Raw genomic sequence first — 22653 nt, 5'->3', positions numbered from 1 at the left:
GTCAGGACCCCGCCACGGTCGACACCGGATCTCCGATCACCACGCGGTCGCCCTCGGCCAGACCATCATTGACCTGCACCTTGACGTTGTTGTTGATCCCGGTCTGCACATTGCGCGCCTGTGCCTGGCCCTTGGCGTCCAGCACGCGCACTGGAAAACTGCCGTCGCTGTTGCGCGGCCCCAGCGCTGCTACCGGAATGGTCAACACGGATTTGGCGGTATCCAGCACCACCCGCACCTGCGCGGTCATCGAGATGCGCAAGCGATGATCCGGGTTGGGCACCTCGAACAGTGCGTTATAGAACACCGCCGTGTTCTGTTTTGGCGTGCCGGCGGGCGGCGTTTCGAGAAAGTTCTGCGGTGCCGGTTCAGTGCCGCGCAGCTTGCCGTAATAACGTTTGTCCTCGCCGAGAATGGTGAAATACACCTCTTGCCCCGGCATGATATGAATCACGTCGGCCTCGGAAACCTGCGCCTTGACCGTCATGGTGTCCAGATCCGCCAATTTCAGCAGGATCGGCGCCAACTGGTTAGCGATAACGGTCTGGCCTTCTTGAGTAACGATGCCGACCACGTCGCCATCGATCGGCGCGACGATTCGTGTGTAGGCCAGGTTGACCTTGGCGGTGTCGATCTGGATGTGCGCACTCTTGATCTGCGAGTCCAGTGACATCAGATTGGCCTGCTGCACTTCGTAGTCAGACTGCGCGGTTTCGAAGTCCTGGCGCGAGATCGATGCGTCGTCCTGCAAGTTCTTGTAGCGTTCGTAAATCGCCTTGGTCTGCCTGAGTTGGGCCTGCGTGGCGCGTTTTTGCGCTTGCAGGTTTTCCTCATCGACCTGGGCTTGACGCAGGGTGTTCTGCAACACCAGCGGATCGATTTCTGCCAGCCACTGGCCCTTTTTCACCTTGTCGCCCACCTTGACCTTGAGCGACTTCAACTGGCCGGACACTTGCGCACCGACGTCCACCTGCTTGATACCTTCGAGCAACCCGGTGGCCAGCACCGCATTTTCGATATCACTGCGTTCAACCGTGGCAGTCAGGTACTGCGGCGCCTCGGCCGGCGCCTTTACCGCATAGAACACCAACCCGGCCAGCGCCACCAACGCCAATCCCATACCGACTTTGCGCAACTTCGACTTTTCCATAAATGACCACAAGTCCGTTCAGGATTGAACCCGGCCAGCGGCCGGGCTCTGGTAGATAAACAACACTCAGGACAGCACTTCGTTAACCGGCACCGACAAGCCGTCATGCCACCACGCCGCAAGACTGAAGACGTTGGGCGCCTTGAGAATCGTGAAGTGGTTGCCCGGCCCGTACCACACCGCCAGATCCGTCACCTGGCGCTGCCAGCCTTCGACCATCGCCGCTTGCTCGCGCTGATTGCCCGCCGCGTCCAGCGTCGGGTCGTCGACCAGCGCCAGCCGCACCAGGCCGGTGTAAGCCTGGCGTGGCTGGTAAACAGTGCGCAGCGCAGTGGCAAAGGTGCGCACCGGGCCATGCATCGCCTGTTCGGATGAGCGTGCGGACAGCACGCCGGCACGCACCATGCCTTGGTGCAACAGGCGCATCTGCAAAGCGTCATCGGCCTCGGCAAACGCCTGCGCATCGATACCCAGCGATTTACCGGAAGACAGCTGCAACGCCTCGATCAAGCGCTGTAGCGCAGCAGTGGTCGTGTACGGTTTGCCCACCACACCGTTACCGCCGGGCGCTTCGCTGTCGATCAGGGTCAACGAGGCGACCTTGCGCCCGGCATCCTGCAATTGCGCGGCCATGGCGTGGGCGACCCAACCACCGAATGAATGGCCGATCAGGTGCACCGGACCTTGCGGGTAGAGTTGCTCGATGGCTTGCAAATAAAACCTGGCGGCGGCCTCGACCTGACTGTGCGGCACCGTGGCGCCATCGAGACCGCGCGGTTGCAGACCGTGAATCGGCCACTCCGGCCCAAGCGCCTCGGTCAGGTGAATAAACCCGGTGACGCTGTCACCCGCGCCGGGTACGCAAAAGATCGGTGCATGCCCGGGGTGGCCGGTCTGCACCGTCAACAACGGCTGATAAGTGACGGGCGCAGGAACCTTCGCCCCGTCCAGTGCCTGACCCAGCGCTTGTCCCAGGGCACCGATATGCGGCGCCTTCATCATGCTCTGGTGATCCCCGGGTACGTCGATGCAATGCAGCAAACCCGCAGGCAGCTCTTCGGCCCAACCCCGCGTCGGGCTGAGCAGTGACATTTGCGCCGAGCGCTCCTGAGCGCGCAGTAAATGCAGGGGTAGCGGAATCGGAGCAATCCGGTAGTGCGCCAGCGCATGCCCGTGGGCCACTTCCCGGTCGAGGTAGTGCCAGGCATCCGTCGAAGCGATCGCCGCCAGTTCCGGACGCAACAATTGTTGCTCCCGGCAGCGCTCGAACAGCTCCGCGAACCCCATCGGCTCCAGCTCGGTCTGCAGCAGGGCCAGGCGAGCCAGGGCTTGCTGCCCCTCGGCACCCTGCCCGGCCCAATGCGCCGTGCAGTGCAGCAACAATTGGCGCTTGTGCACATGGGCATCGTTCCAGCGTGCCTTGTCCGGGTCGGCCAGACGCGGCACATAGGTATCGATCAAGCCGAGGAATTCCACCCACTCATCCATGCCGAGCAACTGCAGGGCAATTTCATACGCCAGTACGCCACCGAACGACCAGCCGGCCAGTCGATACGGCCCACTAGGCTGCTGTGCACGGATAATCCCGACCAGCCGCGCCGCGAGGCATTCCATCGTGCGCAGCTGGGGTTGCCCGAGGTCGATGCCCGGCAAGCCATAGATGGGGAACTCACCGGCGATGTGCGTGCCCAGCGCCGGGAAATACACGTCCCGGCCGCTGAATTCATGCACCAGGAACAACGGTGTGCCATGACGGCCGGCACGCACCACGACCAGACCGTTTTGCGGCTCGGCAACACCGTTGCGCGAGCTGAGCAGCGTTGCCGCAGACTCCACAGTCGGATGCTGGAACAGTTCGGCCAAAGTGATCGTCTGGTTGTTCTGTTGCAGCAGGCTGACCAGACGCACCGCCAACAATGAATGCCCGCCCAGTTCAAAGAAGTTGTCGTGGCGGCCGACGCGTTCGACCTGCAACACCTCAGCCCAAAGCCGGGCAAGATTCGCCTCCACGGGATTGGTCGGCGCTTGGTAAACGCGACTGAGCAAGGCTTGCGGTGTCGGCTCCGGCAACGCCTTGCGATCGACCTTGCCATTGTTGTTCAGCGGCAGCGTGTCGAGGCGCACCCAGGCCGCAGGCACCATGTACTCCGGCAGGCGTGCTTGCAGCAGCGCACGCAGGGTGGCGCTTTGCAGACTGGCATCATGCGCCGTGTAATAGGCCACCAGGCGAATCGGTTCCTGTCCGTCGCGCCGGGCCAGTACCACCGCTTCCTTGACGCCCGGACAGCTCAACAGGCGGTTTTCGATTTCACCCAACTCGATGCGGAAGCCGCGAATCTTCACCTGATCGTCGTTGCGCCCGATGCACTCCAGTTGCCCCGGCGCCAACCAGCGCACCAGATCTCCGGTGCGGTACATCATTGCCTCAGGCTTGGCGCTGAACGGATCGCGGAGGAATTTCTCGGCAGTCAGTTCAGGTCGATTCAAGTAACCCAACGCAACGCCCTGCCCGCCGATATACAGCTCACCGATTACACCAAACGGCACCGGTTGCTGATGGGCATCGAGCACATACGCACGGGTGTTGGAAATCGGGCCACCGATCGACACGCTGTCGGCATCGTTCGCAACAGAGCGCACTTCAAAAGTAGTGGCGTAGGTCGTGGTTTCCGTCGGGCCGTAGCAGTGCACCAGACGCAGATCCGGCGCCTGCGCCAGCAGAGCGCGAAACGCCGCCGGATCACCCCGTTCACCACCGCAGAGCAGGATTCGCAGACCTTTGAGTGCCTCGGGAATCAGTTGCACGTACTGGTTGAACAGCGCGGTGGTGACAAACAGGATGGTCGCCCCGCAGCGGCGCAACTCGTGCCCGAACGCCTGCGGGTCGAGCAAGGTGGCTGGGTCGATCACTGCAACCTGAGCACCATTGAGCAGCGCCCCCCAGACATCCATCGTGCTGGCATCGAATGCCGGGTTGGAAGCGAAGGCCACCCGATCAAGCGGATTGAAATCGGCGTAGCCGTTATTGATCACCAGCCGGGTGATCGCCCGGTGCGGCACCATCACGCCCTTCGGTGTACCGGTTGAGCCGGAGGTGTACATGATGTACGCCAAAGACTCTGCCGACTGCGGCAGTTGCGGGTTGTGCGACGGTTGCCCGTCGAGTGCCAGGGCATCCAGATCAATCCGGCGCACCGGGTCATCGAATACGGCACCGGTCGCCGTCAGCAAGGCCGCCGCCTGACAGTCCTGAACCATGAACGCCTGACGTTCGGCAGGCGCGTTGATGTCCAGCGGCAGGTACGCCGCCGCGCATTTAATGATCGCCAGTTGCGCGATCAACAGATCCAGCGAGCGCGGCAACAGAATCGCCACAGGGTCGCCGGGGCTTACGCCCTGAGCCATCAAGTAATGGGCCAGTTGGTTGGCCTTGCGGTTCAACTCGGCGTAACTCAACGCTTGCGCGCCATGCATCGCCGCAACGGCTTCGCCTCGCGCCGCCGCGTGCTGTTCAAACACGCGGTGAACAGTCAGGGTTTGCGGATACTCCCGTTCAGTGGCGTTGAAGTCGACCAGCAATCGCAGGCGTTCCTCGTCATCGACAAGTGGCACGTGTTCCAGCACCGCTTGATCATTGCTGACCATCGCCTGCAGCAACTGCTGGAAGTAACCGATAAACCGCTGCGCCGTTGCTTCATCGAACAGTGCCGTGGCGTACTCCAGCCAGCCGCCGATACCGCCCTGCGCTTCGCCCAGGGTCAGCGTCAGGTCGAACTTGGCGAAGTGGCTCGGTTCTGCGACGGCCTCCAGCGTGAGTTCACCCAAGGCCAGCGCCGGACCATCGCTGTTACGCCAGTTGAGCATGGTCTGGAACAGCGGGCTGTGCGCCAGGCTGCGCACCGGCCGGGTGATTTCCACCACTTGTTCGAACGGCAGATCCTGATGCGCCTGGGCTTGCAGCGTCAGCGCCTTGACCCGCGCCAGCAACGCTTCGACGCTCAGCGCTCCCGAGGTATCGATGCGCAATGCGAGGGTGTTGACGAACAGGCCGATCAAACCTTCGATTTCGGCTCGCGAGCGGTTGGCCACCGGTGAGCCAATCACCACATCAGCCTGCCCGGACAAGCGACTGAGCACCATCGCCCAGGCACTCATCATCGTCATGTACAAGGTCACGCCATGACGCTGACTCAAGGCTTTGAGCCCGGCGCTCAAGCGCTCGTCCAGGCGCACCTCGACGCTGCTGCCGGCATAGTCCTGTTGCGCCGGACGCGGACGGTCGGTGGGCAGCGTGAGCAAGGCCGGGGCGTCGGCCAGCGTGCGTTGCCAGTATTCACTCTGACGCTGCAATACGTCGCCGCTCAACCAGCGGCGTTGCCACAGCGCGTAGTCGGTGTACTGCAACGCCAGCGGCGGCAACGGATCGTCCTCGCCATGCCTGAACGCCTGATACAGCGCCATCAGTTCACGGGTCAGCACGCCCATCGACCAGCCGTCCGAGATGATGTGGTGCAGAGTAATCAACAGCACATGGTGATCGTCCGCCAACCGCACCAACCGTCCGCGAATCAATGGATCGCTCTCCAGATCGAACGGCCCCGATGCCTCGCCCTGAATCAGCGCGAGCAAAGCTTCGTCAGCCTGTGGGTGCAGGCGCAAATCCTCGACGCGCAACAGCAAACCGCTGTCCACCGGCGTAATCAGCACCTGTGCGTCGCCGTTGAACGGGGCAAAACGACTGCGCAGGGTCTCGTGACGCGCGACGATGCGGGCCAGCGCCCGTTGCAGTGCATCGTCGTCAAGCACGCCTCGCAAGCGCAGGCCGATCGGGATGTTGTACGCCGTGTTGGCACCTTCCATCTGCGCCAGAAACCAGAATCGCTGCTGGGAAAATGACAGCGGCAGCGCCCCTTCGCGCGGCACGGCCAGAATCGGCGGCTGCGTACAGCGCCCGGCCTGGGTCAACGCTTGCGCCACCGCCGCCAGTTCGGCATTGGCGAACAACTCGCCCAGCGCAAGCTCGACGCCCAGGCGCTGTCGTACTTGCGCGACCATGCGCATGGCCAGCAACGAATGGCCGCCCGACTCGAAAAAGTGATCCCGACGCCCGACCCGTTCAACCTGCAGCACCTCGGCCCAGATCTGCGCCAACGTGGTTTCCACTTCACCCAGCGGCGCCTCGTATGCCCGGGTGAACAGCGCCGAGCGCTCAGGTTTGGGCAAGGCCTTGCGGTCGAGTTTGCCGTTGGCGGTCAGCGGCAGCGCATCAAGTTTCACGAAGGCTGACGGCACCATGTACTCGGGCAACTGCGTCAGAAGCTGCGCGCGCAGTTCAGCCACGGCCAATGGCTGAACCTGCGCCTGCTCGGTGAAATACGCCACCAGTCGTGTCTGCCCCGGTTCATCCTCGCGAGCCAGCAACACCGCCTCCTGAATGCCGGGGAGTTGGTTGAGGCGGTTCTCGATTTCCCCCAACTCGATGCGCACGCCACGGATCTTCACTTGATCATCGTTGCGCCCCAGGTATTCGAGGGTGCCGTCGACCCGCCAGCGTGCCAGGTCGCCAGTTCGGTACATCCGCGCTTGAGGTACGCGGCTGAATGGATCGCGCAGGAAGCGTTCGGCGCTCAGGTCCGGCCGATTCAGATAGCCGCGGGCAACACCGCTGCCGCCGACATACAACTCTCCCGTCACGCCAATCGGCACCGGACGCTGTTGATCATCGAGCAGATACACCGTCGCATTGCTCACCGGTTTACCGATGTGCAACCTATCGCCCGCCTCGATGCGCCCGGACGTTGCCACCACGGTGGTCTCGGTCGGGCCGTAGTTGTTGATCACGTCGAAGTGCTGATTGCGCGAAAACTGCCGCAACCGGTCGCCACCGATCAGCAGCGTGCGCAGGGTCGGATGTTCCAGGTTCTGGCTGAAGGCGTACTCGGCAACCGGCGTCGGCAGAAAACTCACGTCCAACGGCAGCGCACGCCACCAGGCGAGCAAGGCATCAATGTCATCACTGCCTTCGTGGGCAGGGGCGATATGCAAGGTCGCGCCTGCACACAGCGCCGGCCAGATTTCCCATGCCATGGCATCGAAACCGAACCCGGCCAGACTTGAGGTGTGGCGACCGGCGCATAAATCGAAGGCCGCACAGTGCCAGTCAACCAGATTGCACAGCGTGTGGTGCTCGACCATCACCCCTTTGGGCAGGCCGGTGGAGCCAGAGGTGTAGATCACGTAGGCCAGATGCGAGGTATTCAGGCCCGGCACCTGGGGATTATGGGTGGTGCCCAGCGGCCAGGTGCACGGGTCAAGATCGATCACCGGCACGTCCAGAACGGGCAGGCGCTGCGCAAGATCACTGGATGTCAGCACAGCCACCGGCGCACTGTCGCTGAGCAGGTAGCTCAAGCGCTCGGCGGGGTGCGCCGGGTCCACCGGTACGTAAGCGGCCCCGGCCTTGAGAATCGCCAGCAGTCCGACCAGGGTTTGCAGGCCGCGTCGGGCGACAATCGCCACCCGATCGTCGGGTTTCACGCCCAGCCCGATCAGATAGTGGGCCAGGGCGTTGGCCTTATGGTTCAACTCGGCGAACGTCAATGGCTCACCCAGATACACCGCCGCCAACGCGTCGGGCCGGTCGACAACCTGAGCCTCAAAACGATGATGAAGGGGCTGCGCCGGCGGGTACTCGACGTGAGTGGCGTTGAACCCCGACACAACCTGCTCGCGCTCGGCCGGCGGCAACACCGGCAATTGATTCAACGGGGTGTCCGGTGTGCGCTCCAGGGCCAGCAGCAGATTTTCCACCGCGCACAGCATGTAGGTGCAGATTCGGTGGGGGTCGACCTCGGTGCTGGCGAGTAACGTCAGGCTGAAGCGGTCAGCAAAATCGTCGATGCTCAGGGTCAGCGGGTAGTTGGTACGTTCTTCCGAACGCAAAACGCTGATGCCCTCCCAGGCTGCGAGCGCCTCGGCGCTGGCATTGGCACTCGACGCGCTGTGCCGGTAATTGAGCAGCGTGCTGAACAACGGCGAAGACGCCACCACGCCACTGCAACGCTGGGCCAGCGCCAGCGGCGCGTGTTCGTGGCGCATCAGGGTGGTCAGGCGCGCATGGGTGGCCTTCACTGCCTCGCCCGCCGCTTGCGCCCCTGCATCGACCCGCAACGGCAACGTGTTGATGAAAATCCCCAAGGCGCGGTCGGTGGATTCAGCGCCTTGCATCCGCCCCATCAGCACGGTGCCAAACACCACATTCGATTTACCGGTCAGCGCGCTCAAGACCTGCGCCCAACCGAGATGAAACAGGCTCGCGACACTCACCCCCAGCAACCGTGCCTGTGCCCGCAAACGCTGACCGAGTAGCGGATCAAGCGCCAGACTGAGCTCCTCGATATCGCTGCCGTCACCGTGGACGCCTTGCAAACCAAACGGCAATGTCGGCTCGTCAATGTCACCGAGCATGTCGCGGAAAAAGGCTTCATGTTCCTGCTCGCTGATCCCCAATCGAGCGTGTGCCACGTAGTTGCGAAACGGCACGGGCGGCCCCAATCGAGCAGCGAATCCTGACAGACAGGCTTGCAGCTCTTCGCTGACCACCGCGAGCGCGGAATGGTCCATCGCCATGTGATGAAACAGCAACATGGCGACGATGCGCTCCTCGCGCGGATCCCACGCGTGGACCAGACGCAACAGCGGCGCACGGGAGACATCGAGGCGAAAATGCCGGGCGTCGAAACGCTTGTGCAACTGCGTCAGCACGTCACCGTCGGCCACTTCCAACTGCACCTCTTCCAGCGGCAGCTCGGCGGTTCTCAAGACCACTTGCAACGGCGTATCAAGGCCCTCCCAGAACACCGCCGTGCGCAAAATGTCGTGACGGTCGATCACGGTCTGCAAGGCCCGGACGAACGCCTGCAAGCGCGCGGGCCCGCTGAACGCAAAATGCGCCTGCATGACGTACGGATCGCCATGGGTGGCACTGACATGGTGGTAGAGGATGCCTTCCTGCAACGGTGTCAGCGGATAGATGTCCTGCACGTTGGCGGCGCCACCGGGGATGGTGTCGATCAATTGATCGAGACGGTCCTGACTCAGCTCGGCGAGCGTCAGCATCGCCGACGTGATTCGCGTGGAGCCTGGGACGATGCCATTGACCGGCACCTCGACCTGCCCCGCTCTCGCTGCCGAGTACGCCCCGGCCTTGATCAATTCGATCAGCGCCGGCTTGTGCTCGCGCAGCGACGCCAGCAGGGCCGGCTCGCTCAACGCCTGTTTGTTGCCGTTGACCCGTAACTGGTCATCGGTGACCGCCAACTGGATGTCTTTTTCCTTCAACGTCACCAACAGTTCGTTCACGTTCACAGGACGATCTCCATTCTTTCCGTGATTGCCGCGTAACCGGCCAGGGTCGGGTGTTCGAACAACGCCCTGACATCCGCTTCCATGCCTTCCTGTTGCAGGCGTCCGACCAGACTCACCGCCAGCAACGAATGCCCACCCAACTCGAAGAAATGGTCGTGACGCCCTACCCGCTCGACGTTGAGCAACTCGCACCAGAGCCGCGCCAGGATGATTTCCAACTCACCGACCGGCGCTTCGTATTCGCGGCTGCTCACCGAGTGCTGACTCGGTACAGGCAACGCCTTGCGATCGAGTTTGCCGTTGGGGCTAAGCGGCAAGCGGTCGAGATGGACGAAAATCGCCGGGACAATGTAGTCCGGCAGATGCTGCAGCAACGCCCCACGCAGAATGTCGACGTCCAGCCGTGCGCCGGTGTAATAGGCCACCAGGCGTTTGTCCCCTGGAACATCTTCGCGGGCAACCACGACCGCTTCCTGCACGCCGCCGATCTGTGTCAGGCCTGCCTGAATCTCGCCAAGCTCGATGCGCAGCCCACGGATTTTCACCTGGTCGTCGTTGCGCCCCAGATACTCGATATTGCCGTCGGCACGGTAGCGGGCAATGTCGCCGGTGCGGTACATCCGCGCGTGCGTCTGATCACTGAACGGATCGTTGAGGAACCGTTCGGCGCTCAGCTCGGCACGGTTCAAATACCCCCGCGCCACTTGCACACCGCCGATGTACAACTCGCCGACCACGCCTTGCGGCACTGGTTGTTGCCACGCATCGAGGATGTACATCCGGGTATTGGCGATCGGTTTGCCGATCGGCGTGTTGTCTGGAATGTCTTCGCAAGATCCGGTGCAATGCCAGGCCGTGACATCCACCGCCGCTTCGGTCGGGCCGTACAGGTTGTGCAGTTCACTGGCCGGCAATTGTTGTTTGAACCGCCGCACCAGACTGCCGGGCAATGCTTCGCCGCTGCACATGACCTGACGCAGCCCTGCGCAACGCTCGGTCTGGCCGTGGGCGAGAAACACATCGAGCATCGATGGCACGAAATGCACGGTGGTGATGTTCTCGCTTTCGATCACTTCACTCAGGTAGGCCGGCTCCTTGTGTCCGCCGGGACGGGCCAGCACCAGCCGCGCACCGGTCATCAGAGGCCAGAAAAACTCCCAGACCGATACGTCGAAGCTGAACGGCGTTTTTTGCAGCACCGCGTCCGCCGGTGTCAGCGCGTAGGCGTCCTGCATCCACAGCAGGCGGTTCACCACTGCCGAGTGCTCGTTGGCCACCCCTTTGGGCTGGCCGGTAGAACCGGAGGTGTAGATCACGTAGGCCAGATGGTTGGGTGTCAGCCCGGCGACTGGCGGATTGTCCGCCGACAAGTCCTGCCAGGTTTCCTGATCCAGATTGATCACCGACACAGCCACTTCAGCTGCCAACCCGGCCGTAGCGCTCTGCACCAGCAGCACCACGGGAGCGCTGTCGGCGAGCATGTAAGCGATGCGTTCCGGTGGATAATCCGGATCGAGTGGCACATACCCGCCCCCCGCCTTGAGAATCGCCAGCAAGCCAATGACCATTTGCACACTGCGCTCGACGCCGATCGCCACCCGCGAATCCGGCTGTACGCCAAGATCGCGCAGGTGATGGGCCAGCCGGTTGGCGCGCTCGTTCAACTGCTCGAAGCTCAAGCGCTGGTCACCGACTTGCACCGCTGGCGCTTGCGGGGTTCGCAGCACTTGCGCCTCGAACATGCCGTGCAGGGTTTGCTCCAGGTTGTAGTCAACCGTGGTGGCGTTAAAGTCGAACAGCAGTCGCTGGCGCTCCTGATCGGGCAGGATCGACAGGCGATAGAGCGGTTTTTGCGGCGCCTGCTCCAGTGCCTCGACCAGCACGCTCAACGCCGTTTGCACGTAAGCACAGATCCGTTGCGAGCCGACCTCTACCGAGGTAATCGCAGTGATTCTGAAACCCGCGCCCAAATCGTCGACATTGAGGCTCAGCGGATAGTTGGTGCGTTCTTCGCCGGCCAGCGTCTCGATGCCCTGCCAGGCCGGGTGCGCTTGCGTTTGGGTTGCGCTGCTGTGCCGATAGTTGAGCATCGCGCTGAACAGCGGCGCCGGCGCAGCGACACCGCTACAACGCTGGGCCAGTGCCAGAGAAGCGTGCTCGTGTCCAAGCAGTCCGGTGAGTCGCGCATGCGTTGCCTTGAGCGCGGCGCGCACCGGTTGGTCGCCGACATCCACGCGCAGTGGCAAGGTGTTGATGAACATCCCCAGCCCGCGATCGGCCCCCGCCCCACCCTGCATCCGCCCCATCAGCACGGTGCCGAAGACCACGCGTTCCTGCCCGGAGGTGGCCGCCAGTACCTGCGCCCAGGCCAGGTGAAACAGGCTGGCGACGCTAATGCCCCCTTGTCGCGCCTGACTGCGCAAGCGTTGCGCCAATGCCTCGGGCAAAGCCTGAGCGGTTTCTTCGTAAGCGCTGGCCGAGCCGTTCACCTCACTTAAACCGAACGGCAAGGTCGGCTCATCAATGTCGCCGAGCATGTCGCGGAAAAACGCCTCGTGCTCCTGTTCACTGATGCCCAATCGGGCCTGAGCCACGTAGTTGCGATACGGCACCGCCGCCAGTAACGGCTCGGTCAGCCCCAGCAGACTCGCCTGCATCTCGTGACACACCACTTCCAGCGCGGTGTGATCCAGGGCGATGTGATGGAACAACAACAGCCCCGCCACGCGGTCATTGGCCGGATCGCGGGCATACAGCAGCCGAATCAACGGCGCCTGACTGAGATCCAGGCGCTGTTCCAGCAGTTGCTCGATCGCAACCTCCTGCACCGGTAACTCGGCATGACGCCACACCACCTGAAGCGGCGCGGCCAAGCCCTGCCAGAGGATGGCCGTACGCAAAATATCGTGGCGCTGCATGATGTGCCGCAGCGCGTTGGCGAAGGCCTCGACGCGCTCGACGCTGGCGAATGCCATTCGCGATTGCAGCACGTACGGGTCGCGTTCGGCGGCAGTGATGTGGTGGTAAAGAATGCCTTCCTGCAGCGGCGCCAGCGGGTAAATATCCTGCACGTTGGCCGCGCCACCCGGCACCGTGGCGACGACCCGCTCGATACTGGCCTGATCCAGATCGGTAAGGGTCAGCATGTCCGGGGTGATGCGCGTGCAATCGGCTGGAATGCGATTGACCGGTACGTCGATTTCACGACCACTGCCCACCGCAGCAGTCAACGCCGCGAGGGTCGGCTGATTGAACAGCACGCGCACATCGCTGCTCAGGCCGATCTGGCGCATGCGTTCGATCACACTCACTGCCAGCAACGAATGCCCGCCGAGTTCAAAGAAGTTGTCGTGGCGGCCAACCTGTTCGACCTTCAGGACCTCGGCCCAGATCCGCGCCAGCGCGGTTTCCACCGGGCTTTGCGGTGCCTCATAGGCGCGGCTGAGCCATGCACTTTGATCCGGTTCGGGCAGAGCCTTGCGGTCGAGTTTGCCGTTGGCGGTCAGCGGCAAAGCGTCCAGTCGCACGTAGGCCGCCGGCACCAGGGCTTGTGGCAAGCGGTTTTGCAGATGCTTGCGCAAGTCCTCGATAGCGACTGACGTGCGCTCGGTAAACCAGGCCAGCAATTGCCCGTCGCGCACCAGCGTTACCGCTTCCTGCACCGCTGGATGGCTGGCGAGCGCCGCATCGATTTCGCCCGGTTCGATCCGTACACCGCGCAGTTTGACCTGATCGTCGTTGCGGCCCAGGTATTCGATATTGCCGTCGGCCAGCCAGCGCACCAGGTCTCCGGTGCGGTACATACGCGCACCTTGGGGGCCGAACGGGTCGTTGATGAACCGCTCGGCAGTCAAATCGTCACGGTTCAGATAACCCCGAGCGACGCCCGCACCACCGACGTACAACTCACCCGCGACGCCAACTGGCACCGGACGCTGTTGCGCATCGAGTACATAGGCCCTGGCATTGGCAATCGGCCGCCCGATGTGCAGAACCTGCCCGCATTCGATCCGCCCCGACGTCGCCACCACCGTGGCCTCGGTCGGGCCGTAGTTATTGATCACGTCGAAGGTCTGATCACGCGGGAACTGCCGCAACTTGTCGCCGCCAATCAACAGCGTGCGCAAGGTCGGGTGGCCCAACTCGCGGCTGAACGCATATTCGGCCACCGGCGTCGGCAAAAAACTGACCTGTAACGGCTGCGACCGCCACCAGTCGAGCAGTTCATCAAGGTGTTCATTGCCAATGGATTCGGGCGGCAGGTGCAAGGTCGCACCGACACACAACGCCGGCCAAACCTCCCACGCCATCGCATCAAAACCGAAGCCGGCGACACTCGAAGTGTGGCTGCCGGTATGCAGGTCGAAGGCTTGAGCGTGCCAGTGCACGAGGTTTTCCAGGGTCCGGTGTTCGACCATCACGCCTTTGGGCTGGCCGGTGGAGCCGGAGGTGTAGATCACGTAGGCGAGGTTGTGCGCGGTCAAGCCGTTGATCCGGGGATTGTCCGCCGATAAATCCTGCCAGTGGTCTTCGCCAAGATCGATCAAGGGCACCGTCACCTCACCCGGCAACCGCGTGTCCAGTACCAGCACCGCCAATGGCGCACTGTCGCTCAGCAGGTAAGTGATGCGCTCCGCCGGATAAGCCGGGTCGATCGGCACATAGGCAGCGCCGGCCTTGAGGATCGCCAACAACCCGACCAGCATCTGCGGGCCGCGCTTGAGACAGATCGCCACTCGCGTATCCGGCCCCACACCCATCCCGACAAGGTAATGCGCCAGGCGATTGGCCTGTTGGTTGAGTTGCAAGAAGCTCAATCGCTGCTCACCCGCCTGCACAGCCAACGCATGGGGTGTGCGCAGAACCTGCGCTTCGAACAATCCGTGCACGGTCTGACTGACAGGGTAATCGGCGCTACTGGCGTTGAAATCGTGCAGCACCCGATCGCGCTCAAACGCGGGCAGGACTGAAAGGCGACTCAGTGGCTGTTCGGGGTTGTGTTCCAGCGCCATCACCAGCGACGCGATAGCGGTATGCATCAGATCGCAAACCCGCTGCGCGCCGACGTGGCTCGGGGTCAGGACCGCCAGGTTGAACCCCTCGCCCAAGTCATTGACGCTGAGGGTCAGCGGATAATTGGTGCGCCCGTCATGGGCGAGGAATTCGATGCCTTGCCAGGCCTGTGCCGACGCTGATCGCTCGACGCTGTGTCGATAGTTGAGTACCGAACTGAACAGCGGCAACGGTGCCGCCACACCACTGCAACGTTGCGCCAGGGCGAGGGACGCGTGCTCATGCCCCAGCAGCGCGGCCAGCCGCTTGTGCAAACTCAGAACCGCGTCGCCGACGCTGCGGTCATCAATGTCCATGCGCAAAGGCAAGGTATTGATGAACACCCCAAGCGCCCGGTCAGCGCCCTCACCTGCTTGCATCCGTCCCAGCAACACGGTGCCGAAAACAACGTGTTGCTGAGCGGCTGTCGCTGCCAGTACTTGCGCCCAGGCCAAATGGAACAGGCTGGCCGCACTGACGCCGAACAACCGGGCCTGAACACGCAAACGCTGGCTCAGCCCGGCCGGCAGCGCCAGCACATGCTCCTCGATATCACGGCCATCACCCTGTACGTCGCGCAAGCCGAATGGCAGGGTCGGTTCGTCGATATCGCCGAGCATCTCGCGGAAGAAGTTTTCGTGTTCGTGCTCGCTGACGCCATGGCGAGCCTGGGCCACGTAGTTGCGATACGGCGCCGCGGCAGGCAGCGGTTCGGTGCTGCCCAGCAGACTGGCCTGCATCTCGTGGCGCACCACCTCCAGCGCCGTGTGATCGAGGGCGATATGGTGAAACAGCAACATCCCCACCACTCGGTCCTGGGCCGGGTCGTGGGCATACACCAGACGCAACAGTGGCGCCTGGCCAAGGTCGAGACGGAAGTGGCGGGCATCGAATCGCCCGTGCAACTGTCCGAGGATGTCACCGCCCGCCGACTCCAGCGCAACGGCTTGCACGCTCATCGGCGCCTGACGCCAGACCACTTGCTGCGGGTTCGACAGCCCTTCCCAAACCACGCTGGTGCGCAGGATGTCGTGACGTGCGATCACGCTTTGCAACGCCTCGGCAAAGGCGTGCAAATGCCCGATGTCAGCGAATGCCAGACGTGACTGCTGCAAGTAGGGATCACCGTCTGCGGCGCTGATGTGGTGATAGAGAATGCCTTCCTGCAACGGTGCCAGCGGGTAAATCTCCTGCACATTGGCCGCACCACCGGGCACAGTGGCGACGATGCGTTCGATGCTGGCCTGATCCAGATCGGTCAGGGTCAGCATGTCAGGGGTGATGCGCGTGCAATTGGCTGGGATGCGATTGGCCGGTACAACGATTTCGCGCCCGCGCCCCACGGCTGCGGCCAGCGCCGCCAGGGTCGGCTGGTTGAACAGCACGCGCACATCAGCGCTCAGGCCGATCTGGCGCATGCGTTCGATCAGGCTCACCGCCAACAGCGAATGGCCACCGAGTTCAAAGAAGTTGTCGTGACGGCCGACTTGATCAACCTTGAGTACAGTCGCCCAGATCTGCGCCAACGCGGTTTCCACCGGGCCTTGCGGTGCTTCATAGGCGCGGCTGAGCCACGCACTTTCATCGGGTTCGGGCAGCGCCTTGCGATCGAGTTTGCCGTTGGCCGTCAACGGCAAAGCGTCCAGACGCACATAGGCTGCAGGGATCAGGGCGTCCGGCAATCGGGCCTGCAAATGGGTAAGCAGTCCGGCAATTTCGACAGATTCGCGTTCGGTGAACCACGCGACCAGCCGCCCGTCACGCACCAGCACCACGACATCCTGCACCGCATTGTGAGCACTGAGTGCGGCTTCGATTTCACCGAGTTCGACACGCACGCCGCGCAGTTTGACCTGATCGTCATTGCGGCCCAGGTATTCGATGTTGCCGTCGGCCAGCCAGCGTGCCTGGTCGCCGGTACGGTACATTCGGGCGTTCGGCTCGTCACTGAATGGATCGTCAAGGAACTGCGCGGCAGTCAATTGCGCGCGATTCAGATAACCCCGTGCGACACCGGCGCCACCGACATACAGTTCACCTTGCACACCCACCGGCACCGGCTGCTGCTGGCTGTCCAGCAGATAGACTCGGGCATTGGCAATCGGCCGCCCGATATGCAGCACCTGCCCGCATTCGATCCGCCCCGACGTCGCCACCACCGTGGCCTCGGTCGGGCCGTAGTTATTGATCACGTCGAAGGTCTGATCACTCGGGAACTGCCGCAACTTGTCGCCGCCGATCAACAGCGTGCGCAAGGTCGGGTGGCCCAACTCGCGGCTGAACGCATATTCAGCCACCGGCGTCGGCAGGAAACTCACCTGCAACGGCTGCGCACGCCACCAGTCGAGCAGTTCATCAAGGTGTTCATTGCCAATGGATTCGGGCGGCAGGTGCAAGGTCGCGCCGACACACAACGCTGGCCAGACTTCCCACGCCATCGCATCAAAACCGAAGCCGGCGACACTCGCTGTGTGGCTGCCGGCGTGCAGGTCAAAAGCTTCGGCGTGCCAGTGCACGAGGTTTTCCAGAGTTCGGTGTTCGACCATCACGCCTTTAGGCTGGCCGGTGGAGCCGGAGGTGTAGATCACATAGGCGAGATGCCCCGGATTCAGTGCCGGCAACTGAGGATTGGTCTGCGGAAAGCGCTGCCAGTCATCACCGTGCAGGTCGATCACCGGCACGCTTCCCGGTAGATCGCGCGTCGAAGGCTGGGCGAGCACCGCCACCGGCTCGCTGTCCTGCAACAGATAAGCGATACGCTCGCGCGGATGTGCCGGATCGACCGGCACATAACCGGCGCCAGCCTTGAGAATCGCCAGCAGCGCCACGAGCATGTCCGGGCCGCGACGCAAACAAACGGCGACACGATCATCCGGTTGCACACCGAGGCCGATCAGGTGGTGCGCCACGCGGTTGGCACGCTGGTTCAGTTCGCGATAGCTCAGGCGCTGCTCACCCTGCACCGCCGCCCATGCATCGGGGCGCGCCGCGACTTGCGCTTCGAACAAACGCTGGATGGGCTGCCCACTCGGGTAGTCACGGCCGGTGATGTTGAAACCCACCAATACCCGTTGACGCTCACTCGGCGACAAGATTGACAGCTGCTGCAGCGGCGCGTCAGGCGTGTATTCGAGCGCCGTTACCAGACCGTGCAACGCCGTTTGCAAGTAATCGCACACCCGCGCGCCATCTACTTGTGGCACCGCCTGCACGCTCAGCCGGAAAGCGTTACCAAGGTCGTCGACGCTGACCACCAGCGGGTAATTGCTGCGTTCGCGAGAGCTGAGAATCTCAATGCCCTGCCACGCCAGCGCCGCCGAATCCGCCGCACTGTGACGATAGTTGAGCAAGGTGCTGAACAGCGGCAGTGCAGCCGATACGCCGCTGCAACGCTGAGCCAGCGCCAACGATGCCTGCTCGTGCCCGAGCAATTGCGCCAGGCATTGATGAGTGGCGCGCACACTGTCCTGCACCGACGCGGCGCCCACGCTGACGCGCAGCGGCAACGTATTGATGAACATGCCCAGCGCACGGTCGGCGCCCTCGCCGCCCTGCATCCGGCCCAGCAACACGGTGCCGAACACCACATCCTGCTGACCGGAGACTTTCGCCAACACCTGCGCCCACGCCTGATGCACCAGACTCGCAATACTGATGCCGAGCCGACGCGACTGCTCGCGCAGACGCTCGCCGAGGCCGGCATCCAGCGCTGCATGACTGTCGAGAATATCGCGGCCGTCGCCGTGCACGTCCTGCAAACCGAACGCCAGGGTCGGTTCGTCGATATCGCCGAGCATGTCGCGAAAGAACGCCTCATGGACTGCTTCTTTTGCGCCAAGCCGCGCCTGCGCTACGTAATTGCGATATTGCACCGGCGCCGGTACATCGATTGTCCGGCCATGCATGACGTCGTTCACTTCCGCTACCAGCACCTCCAGCGCCGTGTGGTCGAGCACGATGTGATGCAGCAAAAGTATCCCGATCCACCGGTTATGCGGCTGATCTTCGGTATAAGCAAGGCGCATCAGCGGTGCTTGGTCGAGATTCAGGCGTGCTGTTTTTGTCGCAGTACGCGGATCGAAGCGTGCCTGCATTTGCTCCAGTACATCGCCGTCGAGTTCGTCGGCATCGACCCGTTCCAGCGCCAGCGGTGCCTCGCGCCACACCACCTGTACCGGTTCTTCCAGCCCTTCCCAGACCACACTGGTGCGCAGAATATCGTGACGGCCAATCACCTCATTCAAGGCGCGGACAAAGGTTTTGATCTGCGCCAGACCGTCAAACGCGAATTGCGCCTGCAACACATAGGGATCGCCGGCGCTGGTTGCCAGGTGGTGATAGAGAATCCCCGCCTGCAACGGCGCCAGCCCATAGATGTCCTGCACATTGGCGACGCCGCCGGGCACACTGGCGATGACCCGGTCGATGCCGATCTGATCCAGTGTGGCCAACGGCAGCATGTCGGGGGTGATGTGCGTGCAACCGGGCTCGATCAGATTGCCCGGCACCACGCTGACACTGGCTGTGCTCAAGGTCGCCGCCAGCGCCGCCACGCTCGGCTGGCCGAACAGCACGCGCACGTCGCAATGCATTTCGTGTTGGCGCATACGCTCGATCAGCTTCACCGCCAGCAGTGAATGACCGCCGAGTTCGAAGAAGTTGTCATGCCGGCCGACCTGTTCGACGCCGAGCAGGATCTGCCAGATTCCAGCGATGAGCGCTTCCACCTCACCCACCGGCGCCTCGAAACCACGCCGGGCGAACGCATCGCTGTCCGGTGGCGGCAAGGCCTTGCGATCAAGTTTGCCGTTGGGGGTCAGCGGATAGGCATCGAGGCGCACGAAGGCGCTCGGCACCATGTACTCGGCCAACGAACCCTGCAGGTGATCGCGCAACTGCACAGCACTGGGCTCAACGCCCTCGTCAGCCAGCCAGTACGCCACCAGACGTTGCTCGCCGGGGCTGTCTTCACGGGCAATCACCACCGCTTCGCGCACGCCTGCGCAAGCGGCCAGGCGTGCTTCGATCTCGCCGAGTTCGATACGGAAACCGCGGATTTTCACCTGGTCGTCGTTACGCCCCAGGTATTCAAGACTGCCGTCTGCGGCCCAGCGCGCAAGGTCGCCGGTTTTGTACAAACGCGCCTCGGCATGGCCGCTGAACGGGTGGGCAATAAAGCGTTCGGCGGTCAGGTCCGGGCGGTTGAGATAACCGCGTGCCACCCCGGCGCCACCGACGTACAACTCGCCGGTCACACCGACCGGCACCGGTTCGCGTTGCGCATCGAGCACATACAGTTGCAGGTCGGGTATGCGCACACCAATCGGGCTTACGCCCATCAACTGCGCGTCCGCCGCGACCAGCGGTCGGTAGGTCACGTGCACCGTGGTTTCGGTGATGCCGTACATGTTCACCAACCGCGTCCCGGCATTGCCAACTCGCGCGTACCACGGCTTAAGCAGGCCCGGCTCCAGCGCCTCGCCACCAAAAATCACTTCGCGCAAGGCATGCTGCAACGGGCTGCGTGCCTGTGCGGCGACCATTTGCCGGAACGCGCTCGGCGTCTGGTTAAGCACGGTGACGCCGGTACGGCACAGCAGCGCATAGCAGTCGTCCGGTGAACGGCTGACGGCTTGCGGCACCAGCAGCAACTGCCCGCCAAAACTCAGCGCCCCCCAGATTTCCCATACCGAGAAATCGAAGGCGAAAGAGTGGAACAGCGCCCAGATGTCCTGCGGGTTGAATTGAAACCAGTCATGAGTGGCCGAAAACAGTCGCGCGACGTTGCGGTGTTCGACCATCACGCCTTTGGGCAAACCGGTGGATCCGGAGGTGTAGATCACGTACGCCAGGTGCGCCGGGGTCAGTTCCGGGATCTGCGGGTCAGTGGCGAATTCGGCGCCTAAATGAGCGCTGTAGAGATCGACTGTCGGCACGTCGAGATCCGCCACGCGGTCGCGCGTCGCCGCTTGCATCAACACCGCGACCGGCGCGCTGTCCTGCAGCGTGAAAGCAATTCGATCCAGTGGATACGCCGGATCGATCGGCACATAACCGGCGCCAGCCTTCAGTACGCCAAGCAAGCCGATGATCATTTGCGGGCCGCGCTCGACGCAGATGGCGACACGCTCGTCCGCGCGAATGCCCAGCGCCAGCAAGTGATGTGCAACCTGATTGGCGCGACGATTCAGTTCGCCATAGCTCAGGGTTTGTTCACCGAAGATCAACGCAGTGGCGTCCGGCCGGGCCTGCGCATGGGCTTCAAATTGTTGATGGATCAGTGGCGTATCGGGGAACTGTGCCAGCGACGCGTTAATGCCGTGCAGCAGTTGTTCACGTTCCCTGGCCGGCAAAATATTCAGGCTGTGCAGCGGCTTTTGCGGATCGGCTTGCAACGCTTCAACCAAACCCTCCAGCGCCGTGTGCAAGTAACGGGCAATACGCTCGGCGCCGAGGCTGGCGTCCGCCAGCGCGGTAATGCGCAAATCCTCGCCGAGGTCATCGATGTTGACGGTCAACGGGTAGTTGGTGCGTTCCCGGGCGCCCAACACCTGAACGCCGGGCGCGATATCAATCACCTCGGCGACTTCTTCGACGGCGCTGTGACGGTAGTTGAGGATTGCGCTGAACAACGGCGTCGGCACTGCCACCGCACTGCAACGCTGGGCCAGCGCCAGCGAGGCCTGCTCATGGGCGAGCAACGCAGTCAGGCGACGGTGGGTCTTCAGCACGGCGGCGTGAACACTTTCCGCGCCGACATCCACTCGCAGCGGCAACGTATTGATGAACATTCCCAACGCCTGCTCACCGCCCTCGCCCGCCTCCATCCGCCCGAGCAACACGGTGCCGAACACCACCGCCGTACGCCCGGACAATTGGCCCAACACCCGCGCCAGCGCCAGGTGCATCAGGCTTGCCACGCTCACGCCCAATTGCCGCGCACGCGCACGCAGTGCTCGGCTCAAGTCACTGTCGAGCATCAACCAGGTTTCCTCGATGGCCTGCCCGTCGCCTTGAACGTCCTGCAAACCGCAAGGCAGCGTCGGCTCGTCAATGTCAGCAAGCATCTCGCGGAAAAACGCCTCATGCGCCTGTTCACTGGCGCCCATACGCGCCCGCGCCAAGTGGTCACGGTAAGGCACGGGCGCGGCGACCTGAGCGGTCTGCCCGAGCAAATACGCCTGCGCTTCGCGGCGCACCACGTCCAGTGCGATGTGATCCATGATCAAGTGGTGAAACAGCAAGAGCGCGACCACTCGCCCGTTCGCCGGATCTTGCGCGAACACCAGCCGCAACAGCGGTGCCTGCTGCACGTCAAGGCGGAAGAACTTCGGGTCATAGCGATCCAGCAACTGCTGCAGCACATCACCGCGGCCCTGCAACTCGACCTCTTCACAGATCAGCGAAGCCTTGCGTTGAACCACTTGCAGCGGCTCGTCCAGCCGCTCCCAGATGAAAGAAGTACGCAGGATGTCATGGCGTCCGATCATCCATTGCAGCGCTTGGGCGAACGCATCCAGTCGTTCACGGTTGTCGAAAGCGAATCGCGCTTGCGACACATACGGATCGCCTGCGGGTGCCGACAGGTGCAGGTAAAGCATGCCTTCCTGCAAAGGCGCCAACGGGTAAATGTCCTGCAGATTCGCCGCGCCGCCCGGCACCGCCGCGATGATGCGGTCGAGGGTTTCCTGATCCAGCGTCACCAGCGGCAGCATGTCCGGCGTGATCCGGAACGCCGGGCTCAGCCAGTCGCCGCCATGGCTGGCGACCAGTTCCAGCAGTTGCGCCTTGTGCGCAGCGAGGCTGTCCCACAATGCGTCATCCAGCGCGTCGTCGTCACCCGAAATGACCAGGTCTTCATCTTCCTGTTGAAGGCGGATCGCATGGGTCGAAATAACAGCCATCAGTTCGCTGAAATGCATGGAGTAACCTGCTGTAAATACGGGAAAAAGGAGCGCGCAGCAGCCAGTCCGTGCAAGCGGCGCGCAGCCTGGAAAAACTAAAACATCGGGGCTTGGGTGTCTGACATGGGAAGCGGGGACAAGCCGTACGCGATACGAGCAACACAATCTCCCCTGTAGGAG

Annotated in this window: 3 protein-coding genes; all 3 read right to left on the bottom strand. The window is 62.9% G+C overall.

Translation table 11 applies throughout. From position 1 onward, the window contains the following. Position 1: 1 nt before the first annotated feature. The 3 genes from macA to ACA069_RS12850 all read right to left on the bottom strand — a co-directional run bounded on the left by macA (position 2) and on the right by ACA069_RS12850 (position 22491). A complete protein-coding gene (gene macA / locus ACA069_RS12860) occupies positions 2-1150 on the bottom strand; it encodes a macrolide transporter subunit MacA (RefSeq protein WP_497617828.1) in 1149 nt (382 codons plus the stop codon). Positions 1151-1216: 66 nt separating this feature from the next. Then, on the bottom strand, positions 1217-9517 hold the full coding sequence (locus ACA069_RS12855; protein ID WP_497617826.1) for an amino acid adenylation domain-containing protein: 8301 nt from the start codon (positions 9515-9517) through the stop codon (positions 1217-1219). Beyond that, positions 9514-22491 (bottom strand): amino acid adenylation domain-containing protein, encoded by a 12978-nt coding sequence (locus ACA069_RS12850; RefSeq protein ID WP_497617824.1) that lies wholly within the window; start codon positions 22489-22491, stop codon positions 9514-9516. Before ACA069_RS12850 ends, ACA069_RS12855 begins: the two co-directional genes overlap by 4 nt. Positions 22492-22653: the final 162 nt, after the last annotated feature.

Source organism: Pseudomonas sp. LBUM1652 (assembly GCF_059716105.1).
Note: the sequence above shows the minus strand (reverse complement) of the source record. Positions and strands in the feature narration are given on the sequence as shown.

What these genes read in the sequence shown, in the direction of transcription:
- macA (WP_497617828.1), bottom strand. Translation starts at nt 1,150, where the DNA reads ATGGAAAAGTCGAAGTTGCGCAAAGTCGGTATGGGATTGGCGTTGGTG.
- ACA069_RS12850 (WP_497617824.1), bottom strand. Translation starts at nt 22,491, where the DNA reads ATGCATTTCAGCGAACTGATGGCTGTTATTTCGACCCATGCGATCCGC.